Below are 24,719 nucleotides of genomic sequence, written 5' to 3'. Positions count from 1 at the left end.
GCACAGGTGTCGGGGCTCGTCACCGAAGACGGCGATACTGTCGCCATTTTCACCGGACGGAGCGGTGGCTCGATCGTCCGCCACCGCCAAATCGTATCGGGTTAAAGACTATCATCAACACCGATATACTACGCTACAGCGGGAACGCTGCTCGGTCGATACCGACGGCTAGCCGTGATTCCCGCATTGAAGTCGCAGTGTGGGCGCTGGGACCGCAGTGGTGTGTGATAATGGTGTGTCAACCGCAGCCCAGCCCACGTACTCTTGGCTCGAGTGGAGCGTAATTAGTCTACTGGAGATGCGTCGCCACCGGACTACACGGTCGTCTCGGTGACGAACTGTTCCGTCCGCTGTGCCGAGGTGACCGTCGTCGTGATCGTGACCGTTCGGTCGTTGTTTTCGATCGCGAGAGCGCTCACGACGTCGATATCGATCCGCTGGGTCCGCGTGACGGTTGCGCCGGCCTCGAGGCGTCCGATCTCCTCGTCGGTCTCCCAGACGAGCGTCTCGCCGGCGGTGACGGTGGCGGCGACTTGAACATCGGTCGCATCGTCGGTGCCGGTGTTCGTGAGGGTCGTGGTGGCCTCCCGGCAGGTCCGCCCGCACTCGACGACCTCGACGACCTCTCCCTCGAAGGAAACGTCGCTCTCGAGATCAGTCGCCGCCCGTTCGGTCGCATCGGTCGGATCGATGGTGTCGTCGGTCAGGGGTTCACCGACGGTGGCGGGCGGTGTGGCAGTCCAGTCGGTAGCGCCCCCCGTTATGAGGGACAGGCTAGCGCCGGTGATCGCTGCGAGGGCTGTTCGTCGATGCATGCGTTCGTCTGCTCTCCGTCTCCCCGTCTGGGAGGGGGACCGTTGGGGATCGAAGCGCCGTCCCGTGGAGGGGATCGATCGCTACTCCGTATCTCTCTGTGAGGTCGCGCTCGCATATGAACGTCGCTTGCACACCGTTCACCAGTCGAGAGTATCACACCCTCCTTCGGGCGAGAGTGATCCGCCGACAGATTCGACGTTCTCGCGGTCCGGGCCTCCTCGCGGTCCGAATTCTCCCGTCGAGAACGGATCGCCGAGACCGCGTACCTTTTTGGGGACCTCGCCGAACTATCGACGTATGGTCGACGTCCTCGATAACAAGCGGGCCGCAACGCGCTTTCGGATCCTCGTCCAGATCGCCGAGCGCCAGCCCGCCGTCAGCCAGGGAGAGATCGCCGAGGAAGTCGGCGTGACGAGTCAGGCCGTCAGCGAGTACATCCGCGAACTCGTCGACGACGGACTCGTCGAAAAGGAGGGTCGTTCGCGCTACCGCGTCACGCCGGAAGGCGTCGACGTACTGTTTCGGACCGCCGACGACGTGCGCCGGTTCGCCGACCACGTCACGGGCGACGTGCTCGGGGCGATGAGCGAGGCGGCCTACATCGCGACCGACGACATCGCGGAGGGCGACACCGTCACGCTCTCGGTTCGAGACGGGTTGCTCCACGCGACCCCCAGCAGCGAGGGGCCGGCGACGGGCGTCGCGACGACCGACGCCGAGGCCGGTACCGACGTCGGCGTCACGAGTTTCGAGGGCGTCATGGAACTCGAGCCGGGCTCCGTCACCGTCCTGCAGATCCCCGCCGTTCGCACCGGCGGGAGTCGCGCCGTCGACTCGGCGGCGCTCTCGGCACACTGTGCGGAGTCGGATCTCGTCGTCGCCGCCGGCGTCGAGGCCGTCGTCGCCTGCCGACAGGCCGGCAGCGATCCGACCGTCCCGTTCGCGGCCGGCGAGGTCGCCGCCGAGGGCGCCGAACGCGGCCTCGAGGTGGCCGCGGTCGCCACCACCAACGAAGTCGGCCGGGTCACGGATACGCTTCGAGACGCGGACGTTTCCTACGAAGTGCTCGAGGCCTGAGCGCGGTCGGCGGCCGCGGGTAGACACGTCACGCGTCACCGACGTTATAGTGCTGGCAGTGGACCGCACGGACATGGAATCCATCGGCACCGGACTCGCGGCGATCGACTGGAACGACACGCGTGCGGACGTCTACCTCTCCCGTCCCGACAAGCGAAACGCGATGTCGGTCGACCTCATGTGCGACCTGACCGAGGCGTTCGAACGCGTCGACGCGAACGAGGACGTCCGCGCGGCGACGCTGCTCGGAGAGGGGCCCGTCTTCTGTGCCGGCATGGACCTCGAGATGATGCGCGACCGGGTCGAACCCGACTCCGAGATCGATCGCGACGTCTTTCCCGAACTTCTCGAGACCATCGAGGAGACGCGTCAGCCGGTCGTCGCCGGAATCAAACGCGCCGCGCCCGCGGGGGCGTTCGAACTCACGCTCCCCTGTGACTTCCGGATCATCGGCTGCGAGGCGACGTACGGATTGCTCGAGGTCAAACTCGGCACCTTTCCTCACGGCGGCGGGACCCAGCGTCTGCCGCGACTGGTCGGCCTCTCGAACGCGAAGGAGATCGTCATGACGGGCGAGTTCGTCGACCCCGAGGACGCCGCCGAGATGGGACTGGTTCACGAGATCGTCGACACCGATGCCGTCGACGAGCGAGCGAAGGCCTTTGCCGACGAACTGTGCGCAAACGCGCCGCTCGGCCTCAGAAACGCCAAGCAGGCGCTCAACGCAGCCCTCGAGATGCCCCTCGAGCAGGGACTGGCCTACGAACGGCAGTTAGGGTACGAGTTGGACGACACCGACGACTACCGCGAGGGATTCGAGGCGCGACTCGAGGATCGAGAACCGACGTTTCGCGGCGAGTGAGAACTCAGCGGCAGCGTGGCTCACTCTTCGCGACGGTCGTACAACTGCACCGCCCGGTCGTGACGCACTGACAGCCCGTTCGGATTTCGCTGTGCCGACCGGTCGGCGTAGCGAGCGCGGAGGCCGTCTCCCAGCCCGCGGGCCGCGTTGCTGACGACGTCGGTACCGTTGGAGACCCACCCGGTCGGCTTCTCCTCTCCCGCGACGACGCCGCGAATGCTCGCGAACCCGTCGCGGAGCGCGCTCCCGACGGTTCGGCCGAGAACCGTCGGTCGCGGTCCGTAGTTCTTTGCGAGTCGGTAGGACAGCGAGCGGTAGGTCCCTCCCCAGTCGGGGTCGGTCCGTCCGCCGTCGGTCCCGACCTCGCATCTGGCGGCCATCTCCGCGTCCCAGGCGACGTCGAAGCCGAGACCCGCCACGCGGTGGGCGCAGTCTCGCTCGCCGTCGACCTCGAGGTACTCGTCGAATCCGTCCAGCGCCTCGAGGACGGTCCGGTCGAACGCGACGTTGTCGCCGTCGAAGTGCGTGACGCTGCGACCCTTGATGGATCGTGGCTTTCGAAGCTCGTAATCGGTGCCGCCACCCGTAACGGGACCGGTGACGACGTCCGTGCCGTCGGCGATCGACCGTTCGACGGCCTCGTACCAGCTGTGTTCGATCGCGTACTCGCCGTCGAGGAAGGCGACGACGTCGCCGGTTGCCGTTCCGAGACCCGCGTTTCTCGAGACGTTGGGATTTCGCTCGGAGATTTCGACGAGCACGTCCACGTCGGTGCGGTCGCGAACGACGCCGGTCGTCCCGTCGGAGGACGGTCCGTTGACGACGATGACTTCCGTCGACGGCGGTGCTCGCTCCGCGAGCGCGTCGAGAGACGATACTAACTGCTCCCGGTCGTTGAGCGTCGATACCACCACCGAGAGCTCCATACTCTGTGGTAGCGTTCGTCGGTAGTAAAAACAGGGGGGTTTCCCGCCGAGTGACGATCACTGCATCGTCTCAAGTCGTTCACACGTATCGAACAAGAAACACGTGGCTTCGAGAGAGAACCCAACGGCTAGGAAAACCCGAGACAGGGCTGCCGACGACCGCAGGCGGCCGTCAGCGAACCCGCGTGTTCCAGTAGGAAACCGACGCCAGATGGTCGGTGACCGGCAGTTTTCCGATGGTCTCGTCGATCGTCCGGATCGGTGAGGCGAGCACGTTCGGAATCGACCGGTAGAAGCCGTAGGGGACGATGAAGTCGTCTTCGACGTCGACCAGGGTCAGGTTCGTCTTGGCCAGCAAGACGGCGACTTCGCTCTTCGAGTAGAGTCGCGACCCCATCGGCAGCGCCCAGTTGTAGATACTGCGCGAACTGAACCGATTGAACGTGTCGAAGACGATCTGCTCGCGCGACACGCGACGCATCTCTGCTAAGAACGCCTTCGGATCGTCCGCGAGGTGGAAAAACCGCATCGCGACGACGGTATCGAAGTGGTCGTCCGGGAACGGAAGCCGTCCCGCGTCACCTCGCAAGAACTCGAGGCTTCCCTCGAGTTCGACGTTCTGGGCCTTCTTCCGGCCCTGCTGTAACATTGCCGCCGAAATATCGAGTCCAACGACGTCGGCGCCTTGCTCGGCGAGCATCACCGAGAACCGCCCGGTACCACAGGCGATCTCGAGGATGTTCCGGTCCTCGACGGGCATGATGGCCTCGAGGACGGCTGCTTTCTCCCGGCGGTCGATCAGCTGTCCGCCCTGGGAGAATCGCTTGTCGTCGTACTCCTCGGCGACGTCGTCGGCCTGGTACCACTCCTGTCCTTTCACACTGGGCGCAACTACAGTAGCCGGAGGATAAAACGATACTGGAGTCTATCGGCGAGTGGACACGCGGGTGGTGGCCCGAATCAAGCCGAGCGGTGCCAACGATTCGTCGAAACTGATCCGTCGAATTGACAGTCAGACGACGGTGACTACGGACGTTCGCTCGCTGGGGAATCGACTCCCAGCGACCCAGTATATAACTACAATCGGAAGACTGCGATGGGATGCACGTTCTGTGTTAATACCTCATTCATACTCCTTATACAAACTGGACTATTCGTATCTACATATAGGGAAGCTTTACCACTGGCCATTCCGCTGTGGTAGGTATGAGCATGAGTACAGCCGAGGACCGTGCCGGTGCTGCCGAAGAAACCCTCTCAGCGGACGAATACCGCGACCGCCTCCGTGACCTGCCGCCGAGTGCGAAACTGGTCGCGAAAGTGCTCGAGACCGACTCGCCGCTCTCGCAGGGCCAGCTCGCCGAGGAGTCGCTCCTGCCCGACCGAACCGTCCGCTACGCGCTCAACCGCCTCGAGGACGTCGGTCTCGTCGGCTCCCGATACAGCTTCCGCGACGCGCGCAAACAGGTTTACTTCCTCAAACACTGACCGCCTGGCAGCCCGGTCCACATCTGTACGGGGGTACGGATTGGGGTGGTCCGCCGGCGTCGGTCGACCCGACCCGCCGATACACACTTTTTCGCCCGGCCCAACGCTCGAGATATGCATCTCACTCGACTGGCGATTCCGGTCGCGACGCGCGCACCGGGCGGGGCGACCAACGCCTATCTGCTCGGCGACGAGTCCGCGATGCTCGTCGACCCCGCGGCGCGAACCGACGAACTCGATAGAGCGGTCCGTAACCGCGACATCGAGCACATTCTCGTCACGCACACCCATCCCGATCACGTCGGTGCCGTCGAATCGTACGCCGCACAAACGGACGCGACCGTCTGGGCGCGGTACGGCCGCGCGGAACGCTTCCGCGAGGCGACCGGTGTCGATCCCGACCGAACGTTTTCCCCGGGGACGACGATTCCGCTCGGTGACGACCGCGTTCGCGTCCTCGACGCGCCCGGCCACGCGCCCGACCACGTCGCCCTCGAGGCCGGCCGCAACGGACCGATCCTGTGTGGTGACTGCGCCGTCCGCGAGGGCAGCGTCGTCGTCGGTGCGCCAGAGGGCGATATGCGCGCCTACGTGACGACCCTCCGTCGCCTCTGGGCGGCCAACCCGCCGGCGCTCCATCCCGGTCACGGGCCTGAGATCGACGTGCCACGAGAGACCCTCGAGCGACTGCTCACCCACCGGAAGCGTCGGGAAGGGAAGATTCTCGAGGCCGTCGACGCTGGTGCGGACACGCTTGAGGCGATCCTCAACGCGGCCTACGAGAAGGACCTCTCGGGCGTCCGCGATCTCGCGCGGGCGACCGTCGTGGCCCACCTCGAGAAACTCGATGTCGAGGGTCGCGTCCGATGGGATGGCGAGCGCGCGACGCCGGCTCCGCGGAGCGACTGACTTTTCCGCCCTCGCGGGTAGTATTCGGTGTGCAATCGCTCGAGGCCGAACTCGAAGACGCCCGCCAGCTCGCCGTCGACGACCTCGCGGACGCCATCGAGTCGATCGGCTTCGAATGTACCCGCTGTGGGGCCTGCTGCAAGGGCCACGGCGAGGACGAACACACTGCGACGGTGTTTCCGGACGAGGTTCGCGACCTCGAGGCAAGCGAGAGTTACGAGGGCGAGTACGACTGGCGCGACGTCGCTCGCCCCATGCCGTACGGCCTGTCGAAGACCGAAGACGGTGGCTTCGAGGGTGAGACCTTCGAGTGGGCGCTCCAGACGGACAGCTGTGGGGACTGTACCTTCTACGAGGAGGATGAGGATGGGACCGGTGCCTGCGCTGCCCACGACGATCGACCACTGATCTGTCGCACCTACCCGTTCAGCGTCGCACTGGCGGGAACCAGCCAACCGATGGGTGAAGCCGTTGAGACGGAAGGCGTCGTCCGCGCCCACGAGTGCGAGGGGCTCGGTCGAGCCATCTCCCGCGAGGACGCCGAAGACCTCGCGCGCGCGCTGAAAGAGCGCGCCGTACGCGAACTCGAGGAGGCCATCGCCGTCCGAGATACGTACGAGCCAGCCCCACCGGCCCCTGGTGAGGTCGTCGTCCACGACTCCGAGGGGGCGAAACGGATCGACGGGACGCCGCTCGACGACTGAATCGTCATCCAACAGGGATCGATCTCCGACCGACCGCGAAACCGACAGGGAGTTGAGACCGTTCTTCGAAGGCCTCTGCATGACACTCGACTGGGACGGGGTGACCCACATCACGAAAGTCGATCCCGCAAAGCCGTTGCCGGCCGATCTCGGGGTGCTCGAGGGCACCGATCTGGTGATCGTCGGCGGCTCCGACGACGTCACGGAGACGAACACGCTCGAGGCGATCCGAGCGATCGACGACGCGCTTCCGTCGGTACCCGTCTTTCAGGAGCCGTACAGTTCGGCCCACGTCTCGCGAGAGACGATCGACGCTGCGGACTTCGTCGCCGTTCCGGCGGTCTACAACGGCGATCGGGACCACTTCGTGGGCAAGCACGTCGATCTCTTCACCGAGGTCGGACGTACCCCCGAGGAACTCCTCGGGGCCGGGCTCCCGGTCGTCGGCGACTTCGTTGCCTCCAAAGGGGTCGACGCAGTCGCCGAACTCGCGACGAGTCTGATCGGCGAGGGCTACGTCGTCCAGCACCTCGACTCCGCGGCGGCGACCACCTCCGGCGTCGAGACCACCTACACGCCCGACGAGGTCGCCGGCGCTGCGCTCGCGACGGAGGCGTTCTACGGCTTCCCGATCTTCTACGTCGAGTACTCCGGTCGCTACGGCGGTCCCGAGGACGTCGCGGCCGCAGCGCGGTACCTCGAGGACACCACGCTCCTCTACGGCGGCGGCATCGACAGTCAGGCGAAGACGATGGAGATCCTCGAGGCCGGCGCGGACGCCGTCGTCGTCGGCGACTGTTTCCACGACGATCCGGAGACGTTTCGGAAGACGATTCCGAGGTGACGGCTCGGGAAACCGGGACACGTCAACGAAGGCGTTCGGGAAGGACTCGAGATGGTGGAGCGCCCAGCATACGTCGCACTTTGCGCGCCGTTTCACGCGAGTCGGGAAGCGTCTCGCTGGCTCTCCTTCGTGCGGTGCGCTCACGAGAACTCCGAGCGCTCCCTCGCCTCGCGAGGAGCGCTCGGCTTTTTGGTTCAGATTTTTGCGCTCTGGTCGGCTTCGCCGACCGATCGCGCAAAAAAGGTGGTTTCTAGAACGTTTCTTCGATAATCTCGCCGACGGCGAAGTTCGATTTGACCTCGGTGACTTCGACTTTGACCCGTTCGCCGACGTCGGCGCCGGGGACGATGATGACGTAGCCGCGCTCGACGCGAGCGATACCGTCCCCCTGCTTTCCGATGTCTTCGATCTCGACGTAGCGCGTTTCGCCGACGTCGACCGGTGGCTGCGGTTCCGACGGTGCCGTCTGTGGCTGGGCCGTCGTCTCCTCGGTCTCGGTCGACTCCTCCCGTGAGATGAGTGCGACTCGATACACTTCTTCCGGGTCGATGTCGCCGGTTTCGACCTCTTGACGTGGTACTTCGATGACGTAACGATCCTCCTCTGCTGAAACGTCCGCACTGAACAGACACAGGAGTTTTTCAGATATTTCCACAGTAGACCCTCGATTTCACCTCTTATGCTCATACGTAATAGAACTACCGACAGATCGGGCGTCTGAACAGTTGAAAGAAAGTACGGACGTCGGACGGTAACAGATACCGTACGGCCGGGAAATGGACTGAATCGGCTCGAGAGAGCCGAACGGAGTCGTTCGAGGCGTTGATCACCGCGCGTGCTCGAGCCCGCGCGCCGTCACGAACTGCGAGAGATCGAACTGGGTCTCGAGGTCGGCGTCCGCGACGGTCTCGTAGGGGCGATTGACGACGATGTCGCCCGCGGTTCGGTCCCCGATTCCGGGGATGGCGGTGAGTTCGTCCATCGAGGCGTCGTTGAGATCGAGCGGATAGGGGACGCCGGTGACGGAGCGGTAGCCGTGATCGACGACGGCGATGTCGATCGTTCGCTCGAGTTCGCGCTCGCCCGGGATGCCGACGAGCAGCGGGTAGGTGCCGAGCTGGCGGCCGAAGGTCTTCCCGTCCTGGTGATACTCGAGGTGGACGTTCGGGAGGACGGTGCCGGGCGGGGCGACGCGCTCGAGCATCGGCTGGTCGATCTCCTCGCGGACCCGCGTCTTGTACCGCTTGAACAGCTGTTTGTGCTCGTTTGCGATCGCGGCGCCCGTATCGCTCATCTCGGTGCCGTCGAAGGCCATCACTTGCCGGATGTTGATCCGCCGGAGCATGTAGCCCTCGTCGTAGACGCGCTGGAGGAACTCGCGATTTCGCTCGTAGGTCTCCTCGCGCTCGCCTTTGAGACCGTGTAAGAGGTTGATTCCGGGCAGGAGCTTCGGCAGCCGAGTCGGCGGACCGTTGTCCACTCCCTCGGTCTCCGAGCGGTCCTCGGGTCGCCAGCCCGCCTCTTCGTTGACGATTTTGACCGCCTGGAAACACTCCTCGGCGGTGACGTTCAGGTTGTTCTCCTCCTGCACGATGGGATCAGCCGACTCGAGCCCGAACGCGGCCGTATCCCCCGGCGTATTGTGTTCGGCGATGATCCGGATCCCCTCGCGACTCGCCTCGGGCCACTCGACGATCGTGATCGGGTTCATGTTGTCGAGGTGGAGCGTCTCGAGGTCCGGCGCGACCTCCCGGATGCCGCTGTACAATTGGCGGAGGGCGTCGGGGTTCGGCGCCTCGCCGTCGCCGCCGTAGGCGAGGATGTCGGCCTGCCGGCCGATTCGGAAGTGTTTGACGCCGTAGTCCGAGAGGGCGTCGACCTCGCCGACGACCGACGGCGGCGGCCGGAACGTGGGATTGCCGTAGAGCGGCTCCGTACAGAACGAACAGCGGTAGGCACAGCCTCTCGAGGTCTCGAGTTCCGCGATGAGGTGGTCCGGGTGGTTCGGGTGTTGCTCGACGATGAACGCCCCCTCCTGGGCCCACCGCGACACCTCGTCGACGTCGCGCATCCGGTTGTTGAACCCCTCGAGACCGCTCTCGACGAGGTCGTAGACGGCGGCCTCGACGTCGCCTTTGGCGACGAAATCGAAGTCAAGATCGTCCCGTTCGGTCTCCGTAGCGCCGGCGTTCTCGTCGCCGACGCCGAACTTGACGGGACCGCCCATCAGGGTCGTGCCACTCGCCGTCCAGGCCATCTTTCGCACTTCGTCCGGTTCGGCGGGCGTGCCGCCAACGTACTTGCCGGGGACGGTCATCCCGCCCAAATAGAGCAGCAGGTCGGCCTCGTCGACGTCCCGCCAGTAATCGGGCTCGTCGCGGAGCCGATCGATCGTGTGGTAGGTGATCCGGTCGCGCGGAACTCCCGCGTCGACGAGTGCGCCGGCCGCGTATCGCGGGTACGTCGAAATGTACGGCGGCACCCCGAAGTGGGCGGGCTCGTCGACGTAGCCGTCGACGATCGTCACCGACAGCGTCTCGGGGTCAGTCATATCGTCGGGTAGCGCCTCGAGTGGTAAAACGGTGACTACACCGAACGAACGTGTCCACCTCAGGGTCGTCGTTGATGAACCGCTCCCCGCTCGCGGGTGCAGTTCGTACGGCGAGTAGCCGAAGCCAGTAGCGTCGAACCGACGGTTCCGTAACCCGGACGTTGATAGTCGTCGTGACCCAAGAGAGGGTATGCCACCGACGGAGGAACTCGTCTGTACCGCGGAGGACTGCTTTCTCGACCTGTTCGAGAACCACTACACGTACGACGTCCCGGACGACATCGAGGTAACCGACCTCTCGTGTCCGGTTTGCGGGGATAGCGACTCTCTCGAGCGCGTCGAACTGTAGCTTCACGGCGCCGCCGGAGTTTCGTGAACGCGGAACTCGTCAGACGTTTATTTTGTTCTATCAAAAGAGATATGAATGGGGCTAGTGTAGCCGATGGTAAGCCATGTCCTCGACCCTCCTCACGGTCTCCGTTGCGGTCTCCAGCCCCGCATTCAGAGGTGACGCCCCATGAGCCCCAGCAACCTCCGCAAGTCGATCGGTAACGCCCTCTACCGACAGGTCGGCCGCGCGAACGGCCGCGTCCAGCAACACCGCTCGCTGCCCGTCGACGTCCTCGAGAACGAGACGAGCTATCAGGTCGTCTTCGACGCGCCGGGTGCCGAACCCGACGACGTACAGGTCCGCTATCTGGAAGGAAACGTCAAGATTCGAATCGAGCGGTTCCGCCAGTTCCGCGACGGCTACGAGATGCGCTTTCCCGGCCGCGGGATGGAACTCGACGGCGAGGCCGAACTGCCGAACGACGCCGTCGTCGATCCGGACGCCGGCGAGGCCACGCTGACCGAAACCGGCACGCTGCGCATCGACATTCCGAAGGATTCCTCGATCGAGACGGAAGAATCGGAGCACGACGCCGACGCCGAGCCCGCGTCGACGCCGGAGGCGGACGAAATCGCCGTCGACGACTGAGTCGTCTCCGCTCTGTTTTGCCCTCGAATTACGGTTCCGACTCGATCGACATCCCGTCGACGATCTCGAACGACTCGTCGCCGTCGAACCGTGTGGGATCGAACGCATCGATTCCGTCGTCGCCGAGTACCTGTTCCGCGAGTCGCTCGCCGATCGCCGGCGCGCGCATGAAGCCGTGGCCCTGGAAGCCGGTCGCGACGTAGAGGTCGTCCCGTAGCTCGCCGACCAGCGGGTCCCGATCCGGCGTCGCCGTACAGAGGCCGGCCCACGCCCGCTCGAGTTCGAGATCCGCGTCGGGGAGTCGATGTTCGACGCGTGCGAGCAGCCCCTCGGCGAAGTCGGCATCGGCGTCGCGCTCGTAGTCGTCGGGATCGGCCTCAACGTACTCCGTCCCGTTGCCGACGAGCAAGCCGTCGGGATGTGGCCGCAGGTAGAACGAGTCCGTCGCGTCGTAACACATGGGTTCCGCGAGGTCGCCGCTCGCGACGAGCGCCTGCACCCGGTAGGGTTTCATCGCGATCGAGACGCCGGCATCCGCGAGGAGCCGTTTCGTGTGCGCGCCGGCGGTGACGACCACCGCGTCGACCTCGCGTTCGGTGCCGTCCTCGAGGACGACTCGCGAGGGATCGGCGCGAACCTGCACCGGGGTATCCGGCTCGAGGGTCGCGCCGGCCCCGTTCGCCGCGGCGGCGAGACAGGCCGTGTACGTCGCGGGGTCCGTGTAGCCCGCCCCGCCTGCGATGCCGGCGACGGCCACGTCGTCGGTTCGCAGTGTCGGGAATCGGTCCTCGAGTGCCTCAGCGTCGGCCTCGAGCGCGACGATGCCGTGCTCCTGCATCCGCCCGACCTGCTCGCGGATCGCGTCGGCGCGCTCCGAATCTCCCTCGCGGGCGAGCCAGACGTACGGACACTCGACGAACGGGAAGGTGTCGTCGCCCGAGAGGTCGCGGAACCGTTCGATCGCCTCGGTCCCGATCTCGGCGTCGAGCGGGTCCGCGAAGGCGTCGTAGCAGACGCCCGCCGCGCGGCCGCTCGAGCCGCTCGCGATCGCCCCCTTCTCGTACAGCGTGACGTCGGCACCCTCCCGTGCGAGGTCGTAGGCCGTCGTGGCGCCGACGGCTCCCGCGCCGACGACGGCGACCTCGAGGCCGGCACCCGACTGGACGAAGGCGTCCGCGCCGACGGCGAGCTCGGGTTCCTCGCCGTTGCGATTCCCGCTCATTTGTGATCACGCGGCCAGCAGTCTTCGAGCGGTCGATCGACGAGCCAGTCGAGCAGCGCGTGCAACTGGTCTCGGCCGGCATCGAACAGTTGCGCTCCCGCTTCCGGGTCGGCTTGCGTCGGCCGACCGACCGCCCCGCTCTCGGAGAAGTCGATCGTGTCGAAGCCGAGCGCGGCGCCGTGGACGGACTCGCCCCACGCCTCGCTCGCGCCGGCCTCGGCGGCCTCGAGCGCGTCCGGATCGACGAGGTCCTCGCGGAGGTGCCAGAGCAGGCTCGACTCCATCGCGTCGGCGTGACCCCCTTCCTCGTCGAACAGGTCGTCGGCGACGTCTGCGACGCTGTCCCACCAGTTCCACGGCGGCGCAAACGCCGTCCGCTCGTCGCGCAGGGTGCGTGCGGCCCGTCGCAACGCATCCGAATTCCCGCCGTGACCGTTGACGACGACGGCCTTCTGGACGCCGTGTGCGGCGAGACTCGAGATCGTTTCTTCGACGTAGCGTTCGAACGTCTCCGCGGTCACGTACAGCGTGCCATCGAACTGGCGATGGTGTTCGCTGACGCCGACGGGAATCGTCGGCAGGACGACCGCATCGTCGCGATCGACGGCCGTCCGGGCGAACGCTTCGGCGGCCAGGTGGTCCATGCCGAGCGCCAGCGCCGGGCCGTGCTGTTCGGTACTCCCCGTCGGGAGCACCGCGACCTCGGCCCGCTCGAGCGCCTCGGCTGCGGTCGTCGTGGTGTGTTCGGCGAGCAGTGACATGCGCACTGCTGGGTGTCCCCGTTACTTATACTGTTGGTGATTCGACGCGTGGGACGGCTCGAGGACCGTCGTCCTGGGGTTTACTCGAGAAACAGTTCGAGGCCCTGCGCCGGGTAGCCGACGACCGTGGATGCGCCGGCCTCACGGAGTGCGTCGGTTTGTGCGCAGACGTTGTCGGGTGTCCCGGCGAGCGCGTAGTCGTCGGCCGCCTCGAGCAGGATCTCTCGAGCGCGTCCGGTTGCGCTCGCACCGGTCGCGGCGTCGTCGGGCAGCGCCCGCGCGACTGGCCGTCGACGAGAGACGTACTCCCCGACCGCTTCGAGGATGCGATCCTCGTCGTCGGTCAGGACCGTCGGCGCGTAGACGGCGATATCGCCGTCGAACCCGGCCGATCGGAGCGCGCGGAGCTCTCGGTGTGTCGTTCGCGAGAGCAGGTCGTACTGGGTTGCGCCGGTCGCCATCGCGATTCGCTCGACGCTCTCGGTGCCGACCCAGGCGTCGGGGGTGGTCTCGAGGGCAGCACCGAGGCGGGGCGCGACGGCCCGATCCCGTTCCTCGTCGGTGAGGTAGGCGGGGTGGCCCGCGACGAGAACGCGGCCGACTGCATCCGGGAGACCCGCAGCGATCGAGTCGTCCCCCAGCGGGTCGAAGCCGTCGGCCCGGACGGGCGTCGTGACTAACACGTTCACGTCGCTCGAGAGCGACGTCAGGGTCTCGCGGGTGGGCAGATGGTCCCGTCCTTCGTAGTCGATCGCGATCGTCTCGACCGGGAGCGCTTCGGCGGCCGAAACGTCACACTCGGCGGGTTTCAGGGCGATCGCGTCGAGTCCGGCGCGGGAGACGGTGCTCGTAGTTAACATCGGTGGCGTACTCGCGCGACGCAGCGGCGAACCGCCGAACCATCGTCGATCGGCGGCTCGCGAGTGTCGGCGTCTGCGCGACTATAGACGTCTTCTGCGACCGGCGCGCAAAAATCTGGCGTTCCGGACGCGGGTTCGATTTCGGTCGCCGCGAGTCCACAATCTACTCGTAGGAGGGGACCCTGACTCAGACTGTGAGCGGAGCAATGGACTCGGTGAAAGGGGACTTCGGACGCGGACTCATCGTTATCGGGCCCGTCCTCGTGACGCTGTTTATCGTCTACACGCTCTACTCGTTCATCGCGGGCTTTACCCCGGGTATCCTGCTCAACGCCGAGACGCTCGAGGTGTTCCTCCCGTGGCTCGGCGAGTACGCTCGCGAGCAACTCGCCGGCTTCCTCCGCGTGCTGGCGTTCATCGCAACCCTCGCGCTCGCGATGTACGTCATCGGCCAGACGACCGAGACGACGACCGGCGAGGTGTTCGAGGGAATCGTCGACTATCTGGCGAACCGCGTCCCCGTCATCCGCGTCGTCTACAACGCCTCGAAGACGGCCACCGAGACGACGATCGGGACGGGAGACGTCCTCCAGACGCCGGTCAAGATCGATACCTGGGGCGGACTGCGGATGACGGCGTTCAAGACGGGCCGCACCTCGTCGGACGGACGGGTCCTCCTCTTTTTGCCCACGTCGCCGAACATCACGACTGGATTCGTTCTCGAGGTCGCACCCGAAGAGATCACCGAACTCGACGAGAGCGTCGAGGAAGCGCTGACGCGCGTTGTGAGCGCCGGCTTCGGCGACGCGGACCGCGCGGAGCATGATCTCGACGACGCGTCGATCTCCGTCGTCGGCGAGATGCAGTCGGACGGGAAGCCGCCACAGCAGTAATCGGGCTCGGAAAACGGCTGGCGACTCCTCCCGAGTGGCCGAACTGATCAGTAGTGCGTTCGGTCGAGTCCCTCGGGCGCTTCGAAAGGCGTCGTCAACTCGAGCAACTGGACGAGGATTCGCCCCGTCGCCCCCCAGACGGTGTAGCCGTCGACGTGGAAGTAGTGGATGACGACGTCGCCGTAGTAGGGGTGATCCCGCCGTTCGTACTCGTAGTTGTCGGGGTCGAGCAGCCCCGACAGCGGCAGGACGACGATCTCGGCGACCTCGTTACCGTCGCCGACGTACTCGCGGTCGGGGACGCGGGCGACGAACGGCGTGACCGCGTACTCCGTGATCGTCCGAATGTCGTCCAGTTGGCCGACGACCTCGACTTCCCGGGGCTCGAGCCCGATCTCCTCGTTCGACTCCCGGAGTGCGGTATCCAGAATCGTCTCGTCGACGGGTTCGGCGCCGCCGCCGGGGAAACTCATCTGGCCGGGGTGTTCGCCGAGGTGGTCGGCCCGCCGGGTAAACAGCAGGTGATCCTCGCCGTCGCGCTCGATGACCGGCGCGAGGACGGCCGCGTCGTATTCCTGGTCGTCGATCTCGAGCGGTTCGTGGCTCGCGACCGGCTCCAGGGTCAGTCTCTTCTGTGACATTGGGTGTTCGTCCGCGTTCAGGGTGCTCGGCGACTCACTCGAGGCTCGCCTCCAGTTGGTCGCGCTCGCTCGCGAGGTCGACCGGTGCCCACGCTTCGACGTCGTAGCTGACGTCGAGCAGGTGGCGGGTTCGATCGTCGTCGTCGGCATCGACGGCCGTCTCGGTGGCGTCGACGAACTGTTCGTAAACTCGCTCGCCGAGGGCGTCGCGGTCGAGTCGACGGCGGTCGATATCGAGGATGTGCGGGACGTCTTCGGCGTGGTCGGGTACCGACGGAAACGCTGTCGGGCCGGCGACCAGCAGGGACTGTCGCTCGTCGTCGACGCGCCGCTCGTACTCGACGAGGGCGAAGCTCTCGAGGGCGTCGTCGATCGCCGCCTCGAGCGCCGACTCGTCGACGGACTGGCCGTCAGCGCGGAACGCGGCTTCCGAGAGCGCCCGCTCGAGTTCCGGTCGGGTCAGCCCGCCGAAGAGGTCGACGACCCCTGCCAGTTCGTCGGCGGTCGCGTTCATACCCGCCACAACGAAGGGTGGGCAGATTAGTCTTGTGCGCCGGTGTCGATCCGCTCGGATCGGCGCGGACCGGTCGGTCCGCTCGCCTGCCACGGTTGGGCCGCCTCGAGCACCTCGTTCGGTTCGAACGGCGCGTCGCGCCATCGTGGCAGCCGTCGGTCGGGGCCGGGTGGGGCGATCGAGTTCGCGTAGCGCGCGAGTTGATCGCGTTCGTTCGCCGCGTCGTACGAGAGTCCGTTGAACGCCGCGTCGGCGCCGTACTGCTGGACGAGCCGATCGCCGGCCGCGAGATATCGCTCTCCGAGCGTTTCGTAGTTGGGATCGACGCCGCGTTCCTCGAGGACGCGCAGTAGCTCTGCGGCGACTTCGCGGCTCATCCCCTCCAGACCGGTGTCGCCGGCGACCGCACGGTGGTCGTGTTCGTGACGGCCGAGATCGACCTGCGCGGTGCCGTCGAAGCCGGCGTGATCGAAGGCGTCGCCGAGCGTGCCGACCTCGAGCCCCCAGGCGCGCGGCGCACGAAGCGCTCGGGCGAGGTCGGCGGTGGCGGCGAACTCCCCGGCTAGCGCGTACCGGAACGCCTCGAGATAGTCGAGGACGGGCGCGTCGTGATCGGCCGATAGCGTTCGGATGAGGGGCGCGTAAAACAGCCGGAACAGTCGCCCGTAGAGCTGCTCGTCTTCGACGCGGGCGTAGTACCCCTTCGAGAACTCGAACTCCGCGGTGAGCGGGGCGAGCAGCCGACGGACGTGTGCGGCCTCGTAGCTCCGAGCGTCGGCATCGTGGACGACGACGTACTCGCCGAACTCGGCGGCGGGGCCCAGTGCGAGCCAGACGTCTCGTCCCTTGCCGAAGCCGTTCGCCAGCCCCGCGTCCGCGAGCAACGTCTCCACCGCGGGCGCGTTACACCAACAGACCCGAATCGGCAGGGCGAACGACTCGAGCCACCGCCGAAACGGATCGATCTCGTCGGCGTCGGCTCGAACGGGGACGATAACGGCGGCCGGGGCGGGCTCGAGGGTCTCGAGTTCCGAGAGGACGCGCTCGGCGGCAGGGTTCTCATGTTCACGAGCGGTCATCGGAACGACGACGGTGGTCTCGGCGACCGCCTCGGTGGCGTCGCGGGCGAGACTGCCACCCGACCCCCCACTCCCACCGAATGCGTGGAGCGTCGCGATCCGCTCCTGTACGTACTCCATCGGTGGAGTGTTCGGCCGAACTGGTAAAACGCCCACGACTCCGGCCAGATAGACCGCGAGGGGAGTCGGGTGTGCCGTCGGAGAGTCGAGTGAGCGAAACCCATCGACTGTGGCGTGTCGTCGACCGTCGGTCCCGGGTGGGCCACGAGACGCTGTGAGCCTATCGCACACTGCCATCGACCCGTTCGTCTGATCGTCGTGAACCCGATCGCTTCTTTCGAACCGACACTCACTGCAGGAAAACTGTTGGATCAGTGACGACACGAGCTCGAACTAAGCACCGGTCTTTTTCTCCCCCACCTTCGTAGGGGGCGAACATGAAATCAGTCCGGAAGGCACTCCGCGAAGGCGAACTCGAGAAGGACACGTACGATCGGCTCGTCTGTGGTGACTGCGAAAAACCTCTGAAGACCGAGAACGACCCGAACGAGATCAAAACCGTTCGGATCTGTCCGGACTGCGCCGCGGAGTGGAAGGAAATTCGGTAGTCGTCTCATTTTTGACGTCGAGAACGGCTAGCCACTCACTACCGGCCGTCTGCTGCCGACGGTCGGAAGCTGCTATCCTGCAGTCGGCCGTACTCGATCGAGAGCAGTGTAGAGCGGCTCGAGACCGGGATAGCCGTGACGCCGCCAGAGCGCGACGGCGATGGCGGCGAGGAGGAACTCCGACAGAAAGAACGGGTCGCCCATCGACTCCCGCAGGAGACCGAGGACGGTCGGCGGCCCCTGTTCGTACTCCTCGACGGGAATCGCCGGCCAGAGAAGATGGTTCGCACTCCCTTCGACGCCCCAGAGTACGGGGAGGGCGTCGACGAGCACGTGTGAGAGCGCGCCGATCGCGAAGGCAATGCCGTACTCGCTGCGGTCGTAGTGGCTGGCGAGCGCGTAGACGGCGATCGAGAGCGGGACGATGAGGAACAGTGAGTGTGCGAGCGTCCGTCCCGTCGGGATAACGCCCAGATACCACGCGAGCGGCTTGTCCACGAGATCCGGAAACTGGCTCCCGACGACGAGCACGAGTACGGGGACGTGCGCCGGCGGCGCGTCGAAACGAGCCCGGGTCGCGAGCGCGTAGCAGAGATAGGCGACGGCGACGTGTCCGAGTGGCCACATGCTGGCCGGGACGAGGTGGAGGCGAAATATAACTGGTGCGATCGGTCGCGGATGATGGTGAGATTACTCGGGTGCCGTCTCCGGAGCGGCGGTGCGAGAGCGGTCGACGAGCCAGACGACGAGGGCACAGAAACCGGCGACGACCGCCGGCCAGCGGTCGCTGCTCAGGTACAGATCCGCCGAGGGGAACCGGTACTCGAGCAGCGGCCAGAAGACGGCGTAGGACTCCCCCGTCGGTGTCAACAGCAGGAGATCGAGGACGTGGTGTGAGAGCGCACCGATCGCGAGCAGGGCGAGCGCCCGTTTGCGCTGGGCCGGTGCCACGAGCAGGCTTCCCAGTCCGATTACGAGGACGGAGCCCGCGACGGTGTGCAGCGGACTCCAGGAGAACGGCACGCCGAGCGTCCACGCGACGAAGCCGTCCGGAAACAGGAGCTGAATCTTCATGAAGTCCGGCGAGAGCGCGCCGATTACGACCAGCGCGACGTGTGCCGGCCCCAGCGACTCCTCTCGAAAGGTGAGGAGCGTGCCGATGACGTAGCCGACGAGGACGTGCGTCAGGACGTCAGGCACGTCGGTCACCTCCGCCCGAGGCGGCTCGTCCGCGGTGGTCCGCGTGTTCGATTGCGGATCGACCGTCGTCCTGGGACGATTGATCGTCACCCTCCCGCGGCGTTTTGGACCGGCGCTCCGTTTCGACTGTCGATCGACGGTCCCCGCTCGCTTTGCGCTCGCGAGCGGTTGGGAGACCGAGCGGTCGCGCTCGCGGCACGAACGCGAGCGCGCCCCGGTCGAAGCGCCAGTGGCGGACGAACCACCACGCGCTCACGAGCCCACCCAGGGCGGACACGAGCAGCATGTAGCTCGTCTCGGACGACTCGCGAGTCGTCGTGCGTTCGACGACGAGAGTGGACTCGTCCTCGAGCGTTCCGAACGCGGTCACTCGATCGCCCTCCTCGAGCGGCCCGCCATCGTTTTTGAGCTGTGTGTCAGCGCCCACGAGCGTAAACCGGCCGTAGCCGCTGGCACGCGTCGCGATGACGACCGGGTCGGTGTCGACGACGAACCCGCCGAGGACGACGCGGTCGCCGACGTACGACTCGCGGTCCGGCGTGACCTCGACCTCGTCCGGATACCGACTCTCCGTCAGGTCGTCGGTCGTCGCGCCCGCCCAGACCAGACAACCGAAGAGCAGCGCCAGAAGGACGAGCCCGGCGAGGACGCGACCGCGCTGGCCGTACGGCTCGGACATGCGTGTTCCTCGAGTGGATCGGTTAGCTGCGACAAATGTCTTCCGTTACCGTCGATCGCTCGGTAGCCGAACGCGCCGCCCACGCTGGTGATCAGCAGGAGTGCCACGCCGACTACCAGCCCGGGTGCTCCGAGAAGTGGCCGACCGACTCGAGGAATTCGAGTCTGCAGCGGGGCGTCAATCCGATCCGAACGCAGGGCTCGGGAGACAGGCGTCGCTGCAGTAGTGATACCGAAAACGGTCGTCGCCGTCGCGAACCCGCCACGTCAGGCGTCGCTCGCGCGGTCCGATTTCGGATCCGCAGGAACAACACGTGGTCGGCTCGTCGACTCGACGGTGGCTCGATGGACGAGTCGGTTCACCGTACTGGTCGTCCATAGACGTGTTCTGTGACCGGTCTACTAAAACGGGACGGTGGATTCCGTGGGCTATTATATGCGATCGGGGGAGGCCCTGCGCCGTTCGTCGCCGTCCCATCGTAAGCGCGGGCGATTCATGTCAGCACCAGCACCAAACTCGAGACGGAACGAAAGTAGGGTGTGGGCCGTCCCCGTCGCTTCTGTCGGCAGTATCGTTCGACGGGAGGACGCCGTCGCGTCACACGGCCGTCTGACTGACGTTTTTCAGGGAGAGTGTGGAGCCGGCTAGTATGGATGCACCACGGACGCTCGAACCGACCCTCGTCGCACACCGAACTGCGGCTTACGGGAGGCGACACCGATGACGCTTCTGCAGGTGACGATGCGCCTGCCGCGGCGACTCGGCGATCGCGCGCGAGCGTGGCCGGCGTACCTCCTGGCCGTCTGCTTCCCGGGCACCGGCCATCTCTACACCGGGCAGTGGAAACGCGGTGTCAGCTGGGCCGCACTGTGTGGACTCGCGCTCGTGTTTCTCAGCCCCGGCACGCTCCTCTTTGCCGGGCCGCTCACCGAACCGATCGTCGTGACCGCGCTTCGGCTCGAGGCGGTCAGCTTCGCCGACGTGGCATTCCCACTGACGATCATCGCGCTCTCGACGCTCGATCTCTACGCGCGGACGATGATCGATTCCGGAGCCGTCTATAGTAACAGTAGATAGTAGCACGGTTTCTTTACTCAATCTCACGTCTGAAACTGGATCGGAGGTGTTCGGTAATTACAGATGCGAACTGAACGGCGAAATGCGCGAATGCATCACGAGATTCAACTCGATTTGCGAAGGCAGTGATCGTAGCACAGAAGACGTATCTATTGGTCTTGGACAATCACTGATTCCACCAGTAGAGCTTGACTGCTACCTGCAAAGTGGAATCAACAACGGAACGTCACTCCGATCTACGGCCAGCTTACCGGGAGTTCGTCCCCGTGGGTGGTCATCAACTCGATAACCGGCGCGATCTTGTCGAAGCGCGGCCCGCGCGTAATCGTCTTTGAACTGCGGTTCCATTCGATAAACCCCGCTTCGTCGAGTTTCGGGAGGTGAGCGTGATGTAGCCTCGTTAGGGCGTCCTTGCCTTGCTCGTCGCTGGTAAAGTCCCGTGGAGCGAACTCGGCTTCGTGTCTTGGGTTCGCGTTGGCAAGTGCTGTCAGGATACGCCGTCGATCGGCCTTGCTGAGTACTTCAAATAGCTCGTTGAGGCTGGCACGGTCTCGTAGAGCAGACCGATTGCGTGGCGAATGGTCAGTCATGGGTTGTAAAGAAACAGATGAGCATCACCTCCCGAGCCATCTGTTTCGTTCTGGTAGTCTGCTCAAATGCGTAAAAAGATTGCGTCAAACGCAGAACTGGGTCTGCACTTTCCGCATTTTGCCACCATACAGTTGCCATTTCCACACTCTAATCAGAGATGTTGATAATCAACCAGTCGGATTACTCTCCGCTTGGCCCGGATGAAAACTCCTCCCACGGACGTGTGTAGTGGCTGGTGATGATTTCAGTGGATTCAACGGCGAAGCCTTGCGAAGAGAGGTCGTTGGTGATTTCGGTCAGGTCGCGGGTGTCCGTCGCGACAACCTCGACGTAGAGATTGCGTTTACTGGTAAGCATCTCACGGACGTCAACTACCCCGCGCTGCTCTAATACGTGGCGTGCCAGCTCTTCGCGTTCCTCGGCGGAGGCGCTGCATACGAACAGTACGTGGAGCGGGAAGTTCGCCTGCTCGTAGTTGATCTTCGGGAAGTAGCCCTCGATGATGCCCGCTTCTTCCATATCCTCAATGCGGTTGCGGACAGTGCTGGCGGAGACGTCTACTTCCTCTGCGATATCGGCAATCGTGATGTTCCGGGCGTCCTTCTGGAGCATGAACAGGATACCGCGATCAGTGTTGTCGAGTGAGACGTCACTCATGGTTTTGAACAGAGCCGCCGTCTGCATGAATCTTCGTCCATTTTGCGAGAATCCACATCCGTGGTGTCTCACACCGCGAGAGGACGGACTGAGACTGCTTTTTTGAAAATGGGGCTGTGATTTTCGCACATTAGCGACCGATATTTGCATAATAAGCATTTCCGAAACAACATATATACACTATCGCAGCCTACCGACAGGTGATGGTATCACATGCCCCGTCGTATCGGGTGATCGAAGCGGTAGCCCAGAAGAAGGGAGTCTCACCGAGCGAGTTATCCCCACCACTGTTCAGTGTCGTCGATCCGGAGGCGCTGGACACGCTCGTTCAGGAGGATGCAGACTCGAACACCAGTCAGGTAGTGGTTGAGTTCACGTACCTGAATTACGTCGTTCAGATCCGGAACGCCCCCGCAGTGACCATCTCGGTGCAGGATGAAGACGCACCAACGGACAATCCCGGGTCTGTGCCCGAACAGAAAGGCAGCTTCGAGGATTAGTTCCCCGAAACGCCGTATTCTCAGGAGGCTGTGGATACGTGGCGGGAGACCATGGCGATTCCTTATTCATACCCATCGATAGAATCGTATATTTCCTGAACGCATCGTCCTCATGCTCTGTATTCAGTAGGCCATGTCTGATGTCTATCCGAGAGGCAGATGACCGATCCGGTAACGCTTTCAACTGTACTTGCCGCGATTTTCACACCCAACTCTGGATAAAGAAACCGTGCGACCAACCGCTGGTAACAACTGAATCGAGTTCCGTACGGATCCCACAGTTCGCGGTTTTCGCTCGGTCTGTTCAGTTCACGGGTCACATTCGTTCCCCGTTCGCGTCGCGGTTCTCGCTCACTTCGTTCGCTCACGGCTCGCAGGGCTTGCCGTTCGCATTCCCGCGGTTCTCGCTCCCTTCGTTTGCTCCGAACCGCATCCGCTCCGAACCGCGCTCCCGTCGTTCAACCGGGTGTGAAATGACGGTCAGCGGCTACTGGACTCCCGTCCGAACGAGGTGATACAGGGCGTCAGGTTGATAACGACGCCCTCCTTCAGTCTTCCATGAATATGTCGCCCGCTTCCGCCGCGACCGAGACGGGATCGGTCGCGGGTCTCGAGGCCGTAGGCGCGACGCTGACGCCGGCAGTCATCGGTTCGATGGGGTTGACGGATCTGCTCGCGTGGGTCGCGATCGCGGCGTTTCTCGCGGCTTTGGTTCTCCGATGGCAGGGCGTTTCCGAGCCGGCCAGACACCTCGCGATGGGGGCCTGGCTCACCTTCGGCGTCTTCTGGCTGACGATGGTGCCGTACTACTACTACGACGTTCAGAGCCCGCTCCAGACGGTGCTGGCCCTCGCGGCGCTCCCGCTGTGTGCGTACACGGGCTACCTCCTCTGGGACGGTCGCGACTCGCTGTTCCTCCTGACGAAAGCCGTCGCGTTCATGGGGCTCATCTACCTGCCCGCGGAGACGATTCCCGTCGTTCGCACGTGGCTAATCGAGACGACTGCAGTCCAGACCCACTACGGGATGGAGCTGTTCGGCCACAGCCCCGGAATCAACGAGGGAGCGAACGGCTACCAGAGTCGGTTCGACTTCGACTCCGACGAGACGGTGACCGGGCGGACCACCTACATCATCCTCGCCTGTACCGGACTCGGCAGCATGGCCATCTTCGGCGGCCTCGTCGCCGCGGTGAAGGCCCCGTTCAAGCGGAAGGCGATCGCCTTCGCGATGGCCATCGGCGTCATCTGGTTCCTCAACCTCGTGCGCAACGTCTTCATCGGCCTGGCCTCCCCGTGGGGCTGGTTCCAGCAGGACTGGCTCGTCTCGTTCATGGTCACGTACATGGGAGCCGAGGAGAGCCGGGTCTCTTTCCTCGTCGCGCACAACTACATCGCCCAGTCGCTGTCGATCGTCGCCCTCGTCGGGATCACCTACCTGCTCGTCAAGATCCTCCCCGAAATCTTGGAGCCGCTCGAGGACGTCCTCTTCGTCCTCACGGGCAACGAGTACGACCTGTTCAAGGCGCTCGGCAAGGACGAGGTTCGCGCCGACGGCGGCCCCGAGCAGCAGTGACCGCCGTCGACCTCCCCGTTTCGCCCGTCGGACGCGCGCTCGTCGTCCCCGACGCCGACGCGCTCGTCGTCGCGGACGTCCACCTCGGTAAGGCCGTCGACTCGCACGTCGACGCGCCAATCGACGACGGCCGGGACGTCCGCGACCGACTCGAGTCTCTGCTCGCTCGCACCGAGCCGGAAACCGTCGTCGTCGCGGGCGATCTCCTCCACTCCTTCAACCGGCTCCCGCGCGGCGTCGAACGTGATCTGGCCGGTCTCGAGTCCGTCGTCGACGATGCGGGTGCCTCCCTCGTCGTCACGCCCGGCAACCACGACACGATGCTCGAGGGTGCCTTCGACGGCGACACGAGTCCCGAGTATCGTCTCGCGGACGGCGAGACGGTCGTCTGTCACGGTCACGAGGAACCCGACCTCGAGGCCGACCGGTACGTCGTCGGTCACGATCATCCAGCGCTCTCCGTCGAGGGCCGCAAACTACCGTGTTTCCTCTACGGACCGGAGGTCTACGAGGGAGCCGACGTGATCGTCTGCCCGGCGTTCACGAGGCTGGCGTCGGGCGCGACCGTCAACGGCATGAGTTCACGGGATTTTCAGTCGCCGCTGGTTGCCGATCCGAACTCGTTTCATCCCGTCGTCTGGGACGACTCGAGCGGGGAGCCACTGTGGTTTCCGCCGCTGGGGGAGTGTCGGCGTCTCCTCTGACT

At 64.9% G+C, this 24,719-nt stretch carries 31 protein-coding genes; 14 read left to right on the top strand and 17 right to left on the bottom strand.

Translation table 11 applies throughout. From position 1 onward, the window contains the following. Positions 1-314: 314 nt before the first annotated feature. The gene (locus tag ACSFDB_RS02525) at positions 315-815 is read right to left on the bottom strand and encodes a hypothetical protein (protein WP_440769467.1); all 501 of its coding nucleotides are present in this window, start codon (positions 813-815) and stop codon (positions 315-317) included. 298 nt (positions 816-1,113) lie between these two features. On the opposite strand from ACSFDB_RS02525, the gene ACSFDB_RS02520 reads away from it, so the two are divergent. Both ACSFDB_RS02520 and ACSFDB_RS02515 read left to right on the top strand, forming a co-directional pair. After that, positions 1,114-1,893, top strand: a complete 780-nt coding sequence (locus tag ACSFDB_RS02520; protein ID WP_440769466.1) for a DUF7839 domain-containing protein — start codon at positions 1,114-1,116, stop codon at positions 1,891-1,893. A 73-nt stretch (positions 1,894-1,966) separates the two neighbouring features. Beyond that, complete coding sequence (locus ACSFDB_RS02515; protein ID WP_440769465.1) at positions 1,967-2,755, top strand: enoyl-CoA hydratase/isomerase family protein; 789 nt, start codon at positions 1,967-1,969, stop codon at positions 2,753-2,755. A 20-nt stretch (positions 2,756-2,775) separates the two neighbouring features. Here the strand turns inward: ACSFDB_RS02515 and ACSFDB_RS02510 are convergent, their stop codons facing one another. Then, positions 2,776-3,681 (bottom strand): glycosyltransferase family 2 protein, encoded by a 906-nt coding sequence (locus tag ACSFDB_RS02510; protein ID WP_440769464.1) that lies wholly within the window; start codon positions 3,679-3,681, stop codon positions 2,776-2,778. A 172-nt stretch (positions 3,682-3,853) separates the two neighbouring features. Continuing rightward, positions 3,854-4,561 (bottom strand): class I SAM-dependent methyltransferase, encoded by a 708-nt coding sequence (locus ACSFDB_RS02505; protein ID WP_440769463.1) that lies wholly within the window; start codon positions 4,559-4,561, stop codon positions 3,854-3,856. Between the two features lie 326 nt (positions 4,562-4,887). Here ACSFDB_RS02505 and ACSFDB_RS02500 point away from each other — a divergent pair, with 326 nt between their 5' ends. The 4 genes from ACSFDB_RS02500 (at position 4,888) to ACSFDB_RS02485 (ending at position 7,626) form a co-directional block, all read left to right on the top strand. Then, complete coding sequence (locus tag ACSFDB_RS02500; protein ID WP_440765647.1) at positions 4,888-5,169, top strand: MarR family transcriptional regulator; 282 nt, start codon at positions 4,888-4,890, stop codon at positions 5,167-5,169. 114 nt (positions 5,170-5,283) lie between these two features. Beyond that, positions 5,284-6,078 (top strand): MBL fold metallo-hydrolase, encoded by a 795-nt coding sequence (locus tag ACSFDB_RS02495; protein ID WP_440769462.1) that lies wholly within the window; start codon positions 5,284-5,286, stop codon positions 6,076-6,078. Between the two features lie 29 nt (positions 6,079-6,107). Next, positions 6,108-6,782 (top strand): YkgJ family cysteine cluster protein, encoded by a 675-nt coding sequence (locus tag ACSFDB_RS02490; protein WP_440769461.1) that lies wholly within the window; start codon positions 6,108-6,110, stop codon positions 6,780-6,782. 79 nt (positions 6,783-6,861) lie between these two features. After that, a complete protein-coding gene (locus ACSFDB_RS02485; RefSeq protein ID WP_440769460.1) occupies positions 6,862-7,626 on the top strand; it encodes a geranylgeranylglyceryl/heptaprenylglyceryl phosphate synthase in 765 nt (254 codons plus the stop codon). Positions 7,627-7,876: 250 nt separating this feature from the next. Here the strand turns inward: ACSFDB_RS02485 and ACSFDB_RS02480 are convergent, their stop codons facing one another. Beyond that, entirely contained in the window at positions 7,877-8,281 is a 405-nt protein-coding gene (locus tag ACSFDB_RS02480) for a TRAM domain-containing protein (RefSeq protein ID WP_006092272.1), read from the bottom strand. 171 nt (positions 8,282-8,452) lie between these two features. Further along, entirely contained in the window at positions 8,453-10,177 is a 1,725-nt protein-coding gene (locus tag ACSFDB_RS02475; RefSeq protein ID WP_440769459.1) for a radical SAM protein, read from the bottom strand. 190 nt (positions 10,178-10,367) lie between these two features. On the opposite strand from ACSFDB_RS02475, the gene ACSFDB_RS02470 reads away from it, so the two are divergent. Both ACSFDB_RS02470 and ACSFDB_RS02465 read left to right on the top strand, forming a co-directional pair. Next, positions 10,368-10,526, top strand: coding sequence for a DUF7559 family protein (locus ACSFDB_RS02470; protein ID WP_440769458.1), 159 nt, complete (start codon positions 10,368-10,370; stop codon positions 10,524-10,526). A 168-nt stretch (positions 10,527-10,694) separates the two neighbouring features. Further along, positions 10,695-11,156, top strand: coding sequence for an Hsp20/alpha crystallin family protein (locus ACSFDB_RS02465; protein WP_440769457.1), 462 nt, complete (start codon positions 10,695-10,697; stop codon positions 11,154-11,156). Between the two features lie 28 nt (positions 11,157-11,184). Here the strand turns inward: ACSFDB_RS02465 and ACSFDB_RS02460 are convergent, their stop codons facing one another. The 3 genes from ACSFDB_RS02460 to ACSFDB_RS02450 form a co-directional block, all read right to left on the bottom strand. Continuing rightward, on the bottom strand, positions 11,185-12,378 hold the full coding sequence (locus tag ACSFDB_RS02460) for an NAD(P)/FAD-dependent oxidoreductase (RefSeq protein ID WP_440769456.1): 1,194 nt from the start codon (positions 12,376-12,378) through the stop codon (positions 11,185-11,187). Next, positions 12,375-13,139 carry a creatininase family protein gene (locus ACSFDB_RS02455; protein WP_440769455.1) on the bottom strand — a complete coding sequence of 255 codons (765 nt, stop codon included), beginning with the start codon at positions 13,137-13,139 and terminating at the stop codon, positions 12,375-12,377. The genes ACSFDB_RS02460 and ACSFDB_RS02455 overlap by 4 nt, the downstream gene beginning before the upstream one ends. An 80-nt stretch (positions 13,140-13,219) precedes the next feature. Then, positions 13,220-13,999, bottom strand: coding sequence for a DUF7388 family protein (locus tag ACSFDB_RS02450; protein ID WP_440769454.1), 780 nt, complete (start codon positions 13,997-13,999; stop codon positions 13,220-13,222). 206 nt (positions 14,000-14,205) lie between these two features. Here ACSFDB_RS02450 and ACSFDB_RS02445 point away from each other — a divergent pair, with 206 nt between their 5' ends. Next, on the top strand, positions 14,206-14,892 hold the full coding sequence (locus ACSFDB_RS02445; RefSeq protein WP_440770171.1) for a DUF502 domain-containing protein: 687 nt from the start codon (positions 14,206-14,208) through the stop codon (positions 14,890-14,892). Positions 14,893-14,939: 47 nt separating this feature from the next. On the opposite strand, the gene ACSFDB_RS02440 is transcribed toward ACSFDB_RS02445, so the two are convergent. The 3 genes from ACSFDB_RS02440 to ACSFDB_RS02430 are packed head-to-tail and all read right to left on the bottom strand — an operon-like array spanning position 14,940 to position 17,246. After that, positions 14,940-15,533: an NUDIX hydrolase gene (locus tag ACSFDB_RS02440; protein ID WP_440769453.1), complete on the bottom strand. Its 594-nt coding sequence runs from the start codon at positions 15,531-15,533 to the stop codon at positions 14,940-14,942. Positions 15,534-15,567: 34 nt separating this feature from the next. Continuing rightward, positions 15,568-16,047 (bottom strand): DUF7109 family protein, encoded by a 480-nt coding sequence (locus tag ACSFDB_RS02435; protein ID WP_440769452.1) that lies wholly within the window; start codon positions 16,045-16,047, stop codon positions 15,568-15,570. Positions 16,048-16,073: 26 nt separating this feature from the next. Next, a complete protein-coding gene (locus tag ACSFDB_RS02430) occupies positions 16,074-17,246 on the bottom strand; it encodes a glycosyltransferase family protein (RefSeq protein WP_440769451.1) in 1,173 nt (390 codons plus the stop codon). Positions 17,247-17,563: 317 nt separating this feature from the next. On the opposite strand from ACSFDB_RS02430, the gene ACSFDB_RS02425 reads away from it, so the two are divergent. Further along, positions 17,564-17,734, top strand: a complete 171-nt coding sequence (locus ACSFDB_RS02425) for an HVO_0758 family zinc finger protein (protein ID WP_175529254.1) — start codon at positions 17,564-17,566, stop codon at positions 17,732-17,734. 72 nt (positions 17,735-17,806) lie between these two features. Here ACSFDB_RS02425 and ACSFDB_RS02420 read toward each other — a convergent pair whose 3' ends face one another. The 4 genes from ACSFDB_RS02420 to ACSFDB_RS02405 form a co-directional block, all read right to left on the bottom strand. Then, on the bottom strand, positions 17,807-18,361 hold the full coding sequence (locus ACSFDB_RS02420) for a metal-dependent hydrolase (protein WP_440769450.1): 555 nt from the start codon (positions 18,359-18,361) through the stop codon (positions 17,807-17,809). A gap of 63 nt (positions 18,362-18,424) precedes the next feature. Beyond that, the gene (locus tag ACSFDB_RS02415; protein WP_440769449.1) at positions 18,425-18,943 is read right to left on the bottom strand and encodes a metal-dependent hydrolase; all 519 of its coding nucleotides are present in this window, start codon (positions 18,941-18,943) and stop codon (positions 18,425-18,427) included. Beyond that, complete coding sequence (locus ACSFDB_RS02410) at positions 18,927-19,613, bottom strand: OB-like fold-containing membrane protein (RefSeq protein ID WP_440769448.1); 687 nt, start codon at positions 19,611-19,613, stop codon at positions 18,927-18,929. Before ACSFDB_RS02410 ends, ACSFDB_RS02415 begins: the two co-directional genes overlap by 17 nt. Positions 19,614-19,790: 177 nt before the next feature. Then, positions 19,791-19,991, bottom strand: coding sequence for a DUF7576 family protein (locus ACSFDB_RS02405; RefSeq protein WP_440769447.1), 201 nt, complete (start codon positions 19,989-19,991; stop codon positions 19,791-19,793). 342 nt (positions 19,992-20,333) lie between these two features. Here ACSFDB_RS02405 and ACSFDB_RS02400 point away from each other — a divergent pair, with 342 nt between their 5' ends. After that, positions 20,334-20,690 (top strand): hypothetical protein, encoded by a 357-nt coding sequence (locus tag ACSFDB_RS02400; protein ID WP_440769446.1) that lies wholly within the window; start codon positions 20,334-20,336, stop codon positions 20,688-20,690. A 236-nt stretch (positions 20,691-20,926) separates the two neighbouring features. Here the strand turns inward: ACSFDB_RS02400 and ACSFDB_RS02395 are convergent, their stop codons facing one another. Both ACSFDB_RS02395 and ACSFDB_RS02390 read right to left on the bottom strand, forming a co-directional pair. Beyond that, positions 20,927-21,280, bottom strand: a complete 354-nt coding sequence (locus ACSFDB_RS02395; RefSeq protein ID WP_440769445.1) for a DUF7344 domain-containing protein — start codon at positions 21,278-21,280, stop codon at positions 20,927-20,929. Between the two features lie 181 nt (positions 21,281-21,461). Next, a complete protein-coding gene (locus tag ACSFDB_RS02390; RefSeq protein WP_440769444.1) occupies positions 21,462-21,938 on the bottom strand; it encodes an Lrp/AsnC family transcriptional regulator in 477 nt (158 codons plus the stop codon). 203 nt (positions 21,939-22,141) lie between these two features. Here ACSFDB_RS02390 and ACSFDB_RS02385 point away from each other — a divergent pair, with 203 nt between their 5' ends. From ACSFDB_RS02385 to ACSFDB_RS02375, 3 genes are all read left to right on the top strand, one after another. Then, positions 22,142-22,438 carry a HalOD1 output domain-containing protein gene (locus tag ACSFDB_RS02385; RefSeq protein ID WP_440769443.1) on the top strand — a complete coding sequence of 99 codons (297 nt, stop codon included), beginning with the start codon at positions 22,142-22,144 and terminating at the stop codon, positions 22,436-22,438. Between the two features lie 564 nt (positions 22,439-23,002). Then, entirely contained in the window at positions 23,003-24,013 is a 1,011-nt protein-coding gene (gene artA, locus ACSFDB_RS02380) for an archaeosortase A (RefSeq protein WP_440769442.1), read from the top strand. Continuing rightward, entirely contained in the window at positions 24,010-24,717 is a 708-nt protein-coding gene (locus ACSFDB_RS02375) for a metallophosphoesterase (RefSeq protein ID WP_440769441.1), read from the top strand. The genes artA and ACSFDB_RS02375 overlap by 4 nt, the downstream gene beginning before the upstream one ends. Positions 24,718-24,719 lie beyond the last annotated feature (2 nt).

Source organism: Natronorubrum amylolyticum, from assembly GCF_052040145.1.
GTDB lineage: Archaea > Halobacteriota > Halobacteria > Halobacteriales > Natrialbaceae > Natronorubrum.
The sequence above is the reverse complement of the archived record's forward strand: the minus strand, read 5'-3'. Positions and strand labels throughout refer to the sequence as shown.

Bases quoted from the DNA above. Each gene is read 5' to 3' on its own strand.
- ACSFDB_RS02440 (WP_440769453.1), bottom strand. From the start codon at position 15,533: ATGTCACAGAAGAGACTGACCCTGGAGCCGGTCGCGAGCCACGAACCG.
- ACSFDB_RS02475 (WP_440769459.1), bottom strand. From the start codon at position 10,177: ATGACTGACCCCGAGACGCTGTCGGTGACGATCGTCGACGGCTACGTC.
- ACSFDB_RS02525 (WP_440769467.1), bottom strand. From the start codon at position 815: ATGCATCGACGAACAGCCCTCGCAGCGATCACCGGCGCTAGCCTGTCC.
- ACSFDB_RS02390 (WP_440769444.1), bottom strand. From the start codon at position 21,938: ATGAGTGACGTCTCACTCGACAACACTGATCGCGGTATCCTGTTCATG.
- ACSFDB_RS02435 (WP_440769452.1), bottom strand. From the start codon at position 16,047: ATGAACGCGACCGCCGACGAACTGGCAGGGGTCGTCGACCTCTTCGGC.
- artA (WP_440769442.1), top strand. From the start codon at position 23,003: ATGTCGCCCGCTTCCGCCGCGACCGAGACGGGATCGGTCGCGGGTCTC.
- ACSFDB_RS02500 (WP_440765647.1), top strand. From the start codon at position 4,888: ATGAGCATGAGTACAGCCGAGGACCGTGCCGGTGCTGCCGAAGAAACC.
- ACSFDB_RS02420 (WP_440769450.1), bottom strand. From the start codon at position 18,361: ATGTGGCCACTCGGACACGTCGCCGTCGCCTATCTCTGCTACGCGCTC.
- ACSFDB_RS02405 (WP_440769447.1), bottom strand. From the start codon at position 19,991: ATGGACGACCAGTACGGTGAACCGACTCGTCCATCGAGCCACCGTCGA.
- ACSFDB_RS02385 (WP_440769443.1), top strand. From the start codon at position 22,142: ATGGTATCACATGCCCCGTCGTATCGGGTGATCGAAGCGGTAGCCCAG.
- ACSFDB_RS02495 (WP_440769462.1), top strand. From the start codon at position 5,284: ATGCATCTCACTCGACTGGCGATTCCGGTCGCGACGCGCGCACCGGGC.
- ACSFDB_RS02410 (WP_440769448.1), bottom strand. From the start codon at position 19,613: ATGTCCGAGCCGTACGGCCAGCGCGGTCGCGTCCTCGCCGGGCTCGTC.
- ACSFDB_RS02400 (WP_440769446.1), top strand. From the start codon at position 20,334: ATGACGCTTCTGCAGGTGACGATGCGCCTGCCGCGGCGACTCGGCGAT.
- ACSFDB_RS02430 (WP_440769451.1), bottom strand. From the start codon at position 17,246: ATGGAGTACGTACAGGAGCGGATCGCGACGCTCCACGCATTCGGTGGG.
- ACSFDB_RS02520 (WP_440769466.1), top strand. From the start codon at position 1,114: ATGGTCGACGTCCTCGATAACAAGCGGGCCGCAACGCGCTTTCGGATC.
- ACSFDB_RS02445 (WP_440770171.1), top strand. From the start codon at position 14,206: ATGGACTCGGTGAAAGGGGACTTCGGACGCGGACTCATCGTTATCGGG.
- ACSFDB_RS02425 (WP_175529254.1), top strand. From the start codon at position 17,564: ATGAAATCAGTCCGGAAGGCACTCCGCGAAGGCGAACTCGAGAAGGAC.
- ACSFDB_RS02395 (WP_440769445.1), bottom strand. From the start codon at position 21,280: ATGACTGACCATTCGCCACGCAATCGGTCTGCTCTACGAGACCGTGCC.
- ACSFDB_RS02510 (WP_440769464.1), bottom strand. From the start codon at position 3,681: ATGGAGCTCTCGGTGGTGGTATCGACGCTCAACGACCGGGAGCAGTTA.
- ACSFDB_RS02485 (WP_440769460.1), top strand. From the start codon at position 6,862: ATGACACTCGACTGGGACGGGGTGACCCACATCACGAAAGTCGATCCC.
- ACSFDB_RS02455 (WP_440769455.1), bottom strand. From the start codon at position 13,139: ATGTCACTGCTCGCCGAACACACCACGACGACCGCAGCCGAGGCGCTC.
- ACSFDB_RS02470 (WP_440769458.1), top strand. From the start codon at position 10,368: ATGCCACCGACGGAGGAACTCGTCTGTACCGCGGAGGACTGCTTTCTC.
- ACSFDB_RS02515 (WP_440769465.1), top strand. From the start codon at position 1,967: ATGGAATCCATCGGCACCGGACTCGCGGCGATCGACTGGAACGACACG.
- ACSFDB_RS02465 (WP_440769457.1), top strand. From the start codon at position 10,695: ATGAGCCCCAGCAACCTCCGCAAGTCGATCGGTAACGCCCTCTACCGA.
- ACSFDB_RS02460 (WP_440769456.1), bottom strand. From the start codon at position 12,378: ATGAGCGGGAATCGCAACGGCGAGGAACCCGAGCTCGCCGTCGGCGCG.
- ACSFDB_RS02450 (WP_440769454.1), bottom strand. From the start codon at position 13,999: ATGTTAACTACGAGCACCGTCTCCCGCGCCGGACTCGACGCGATCGCC.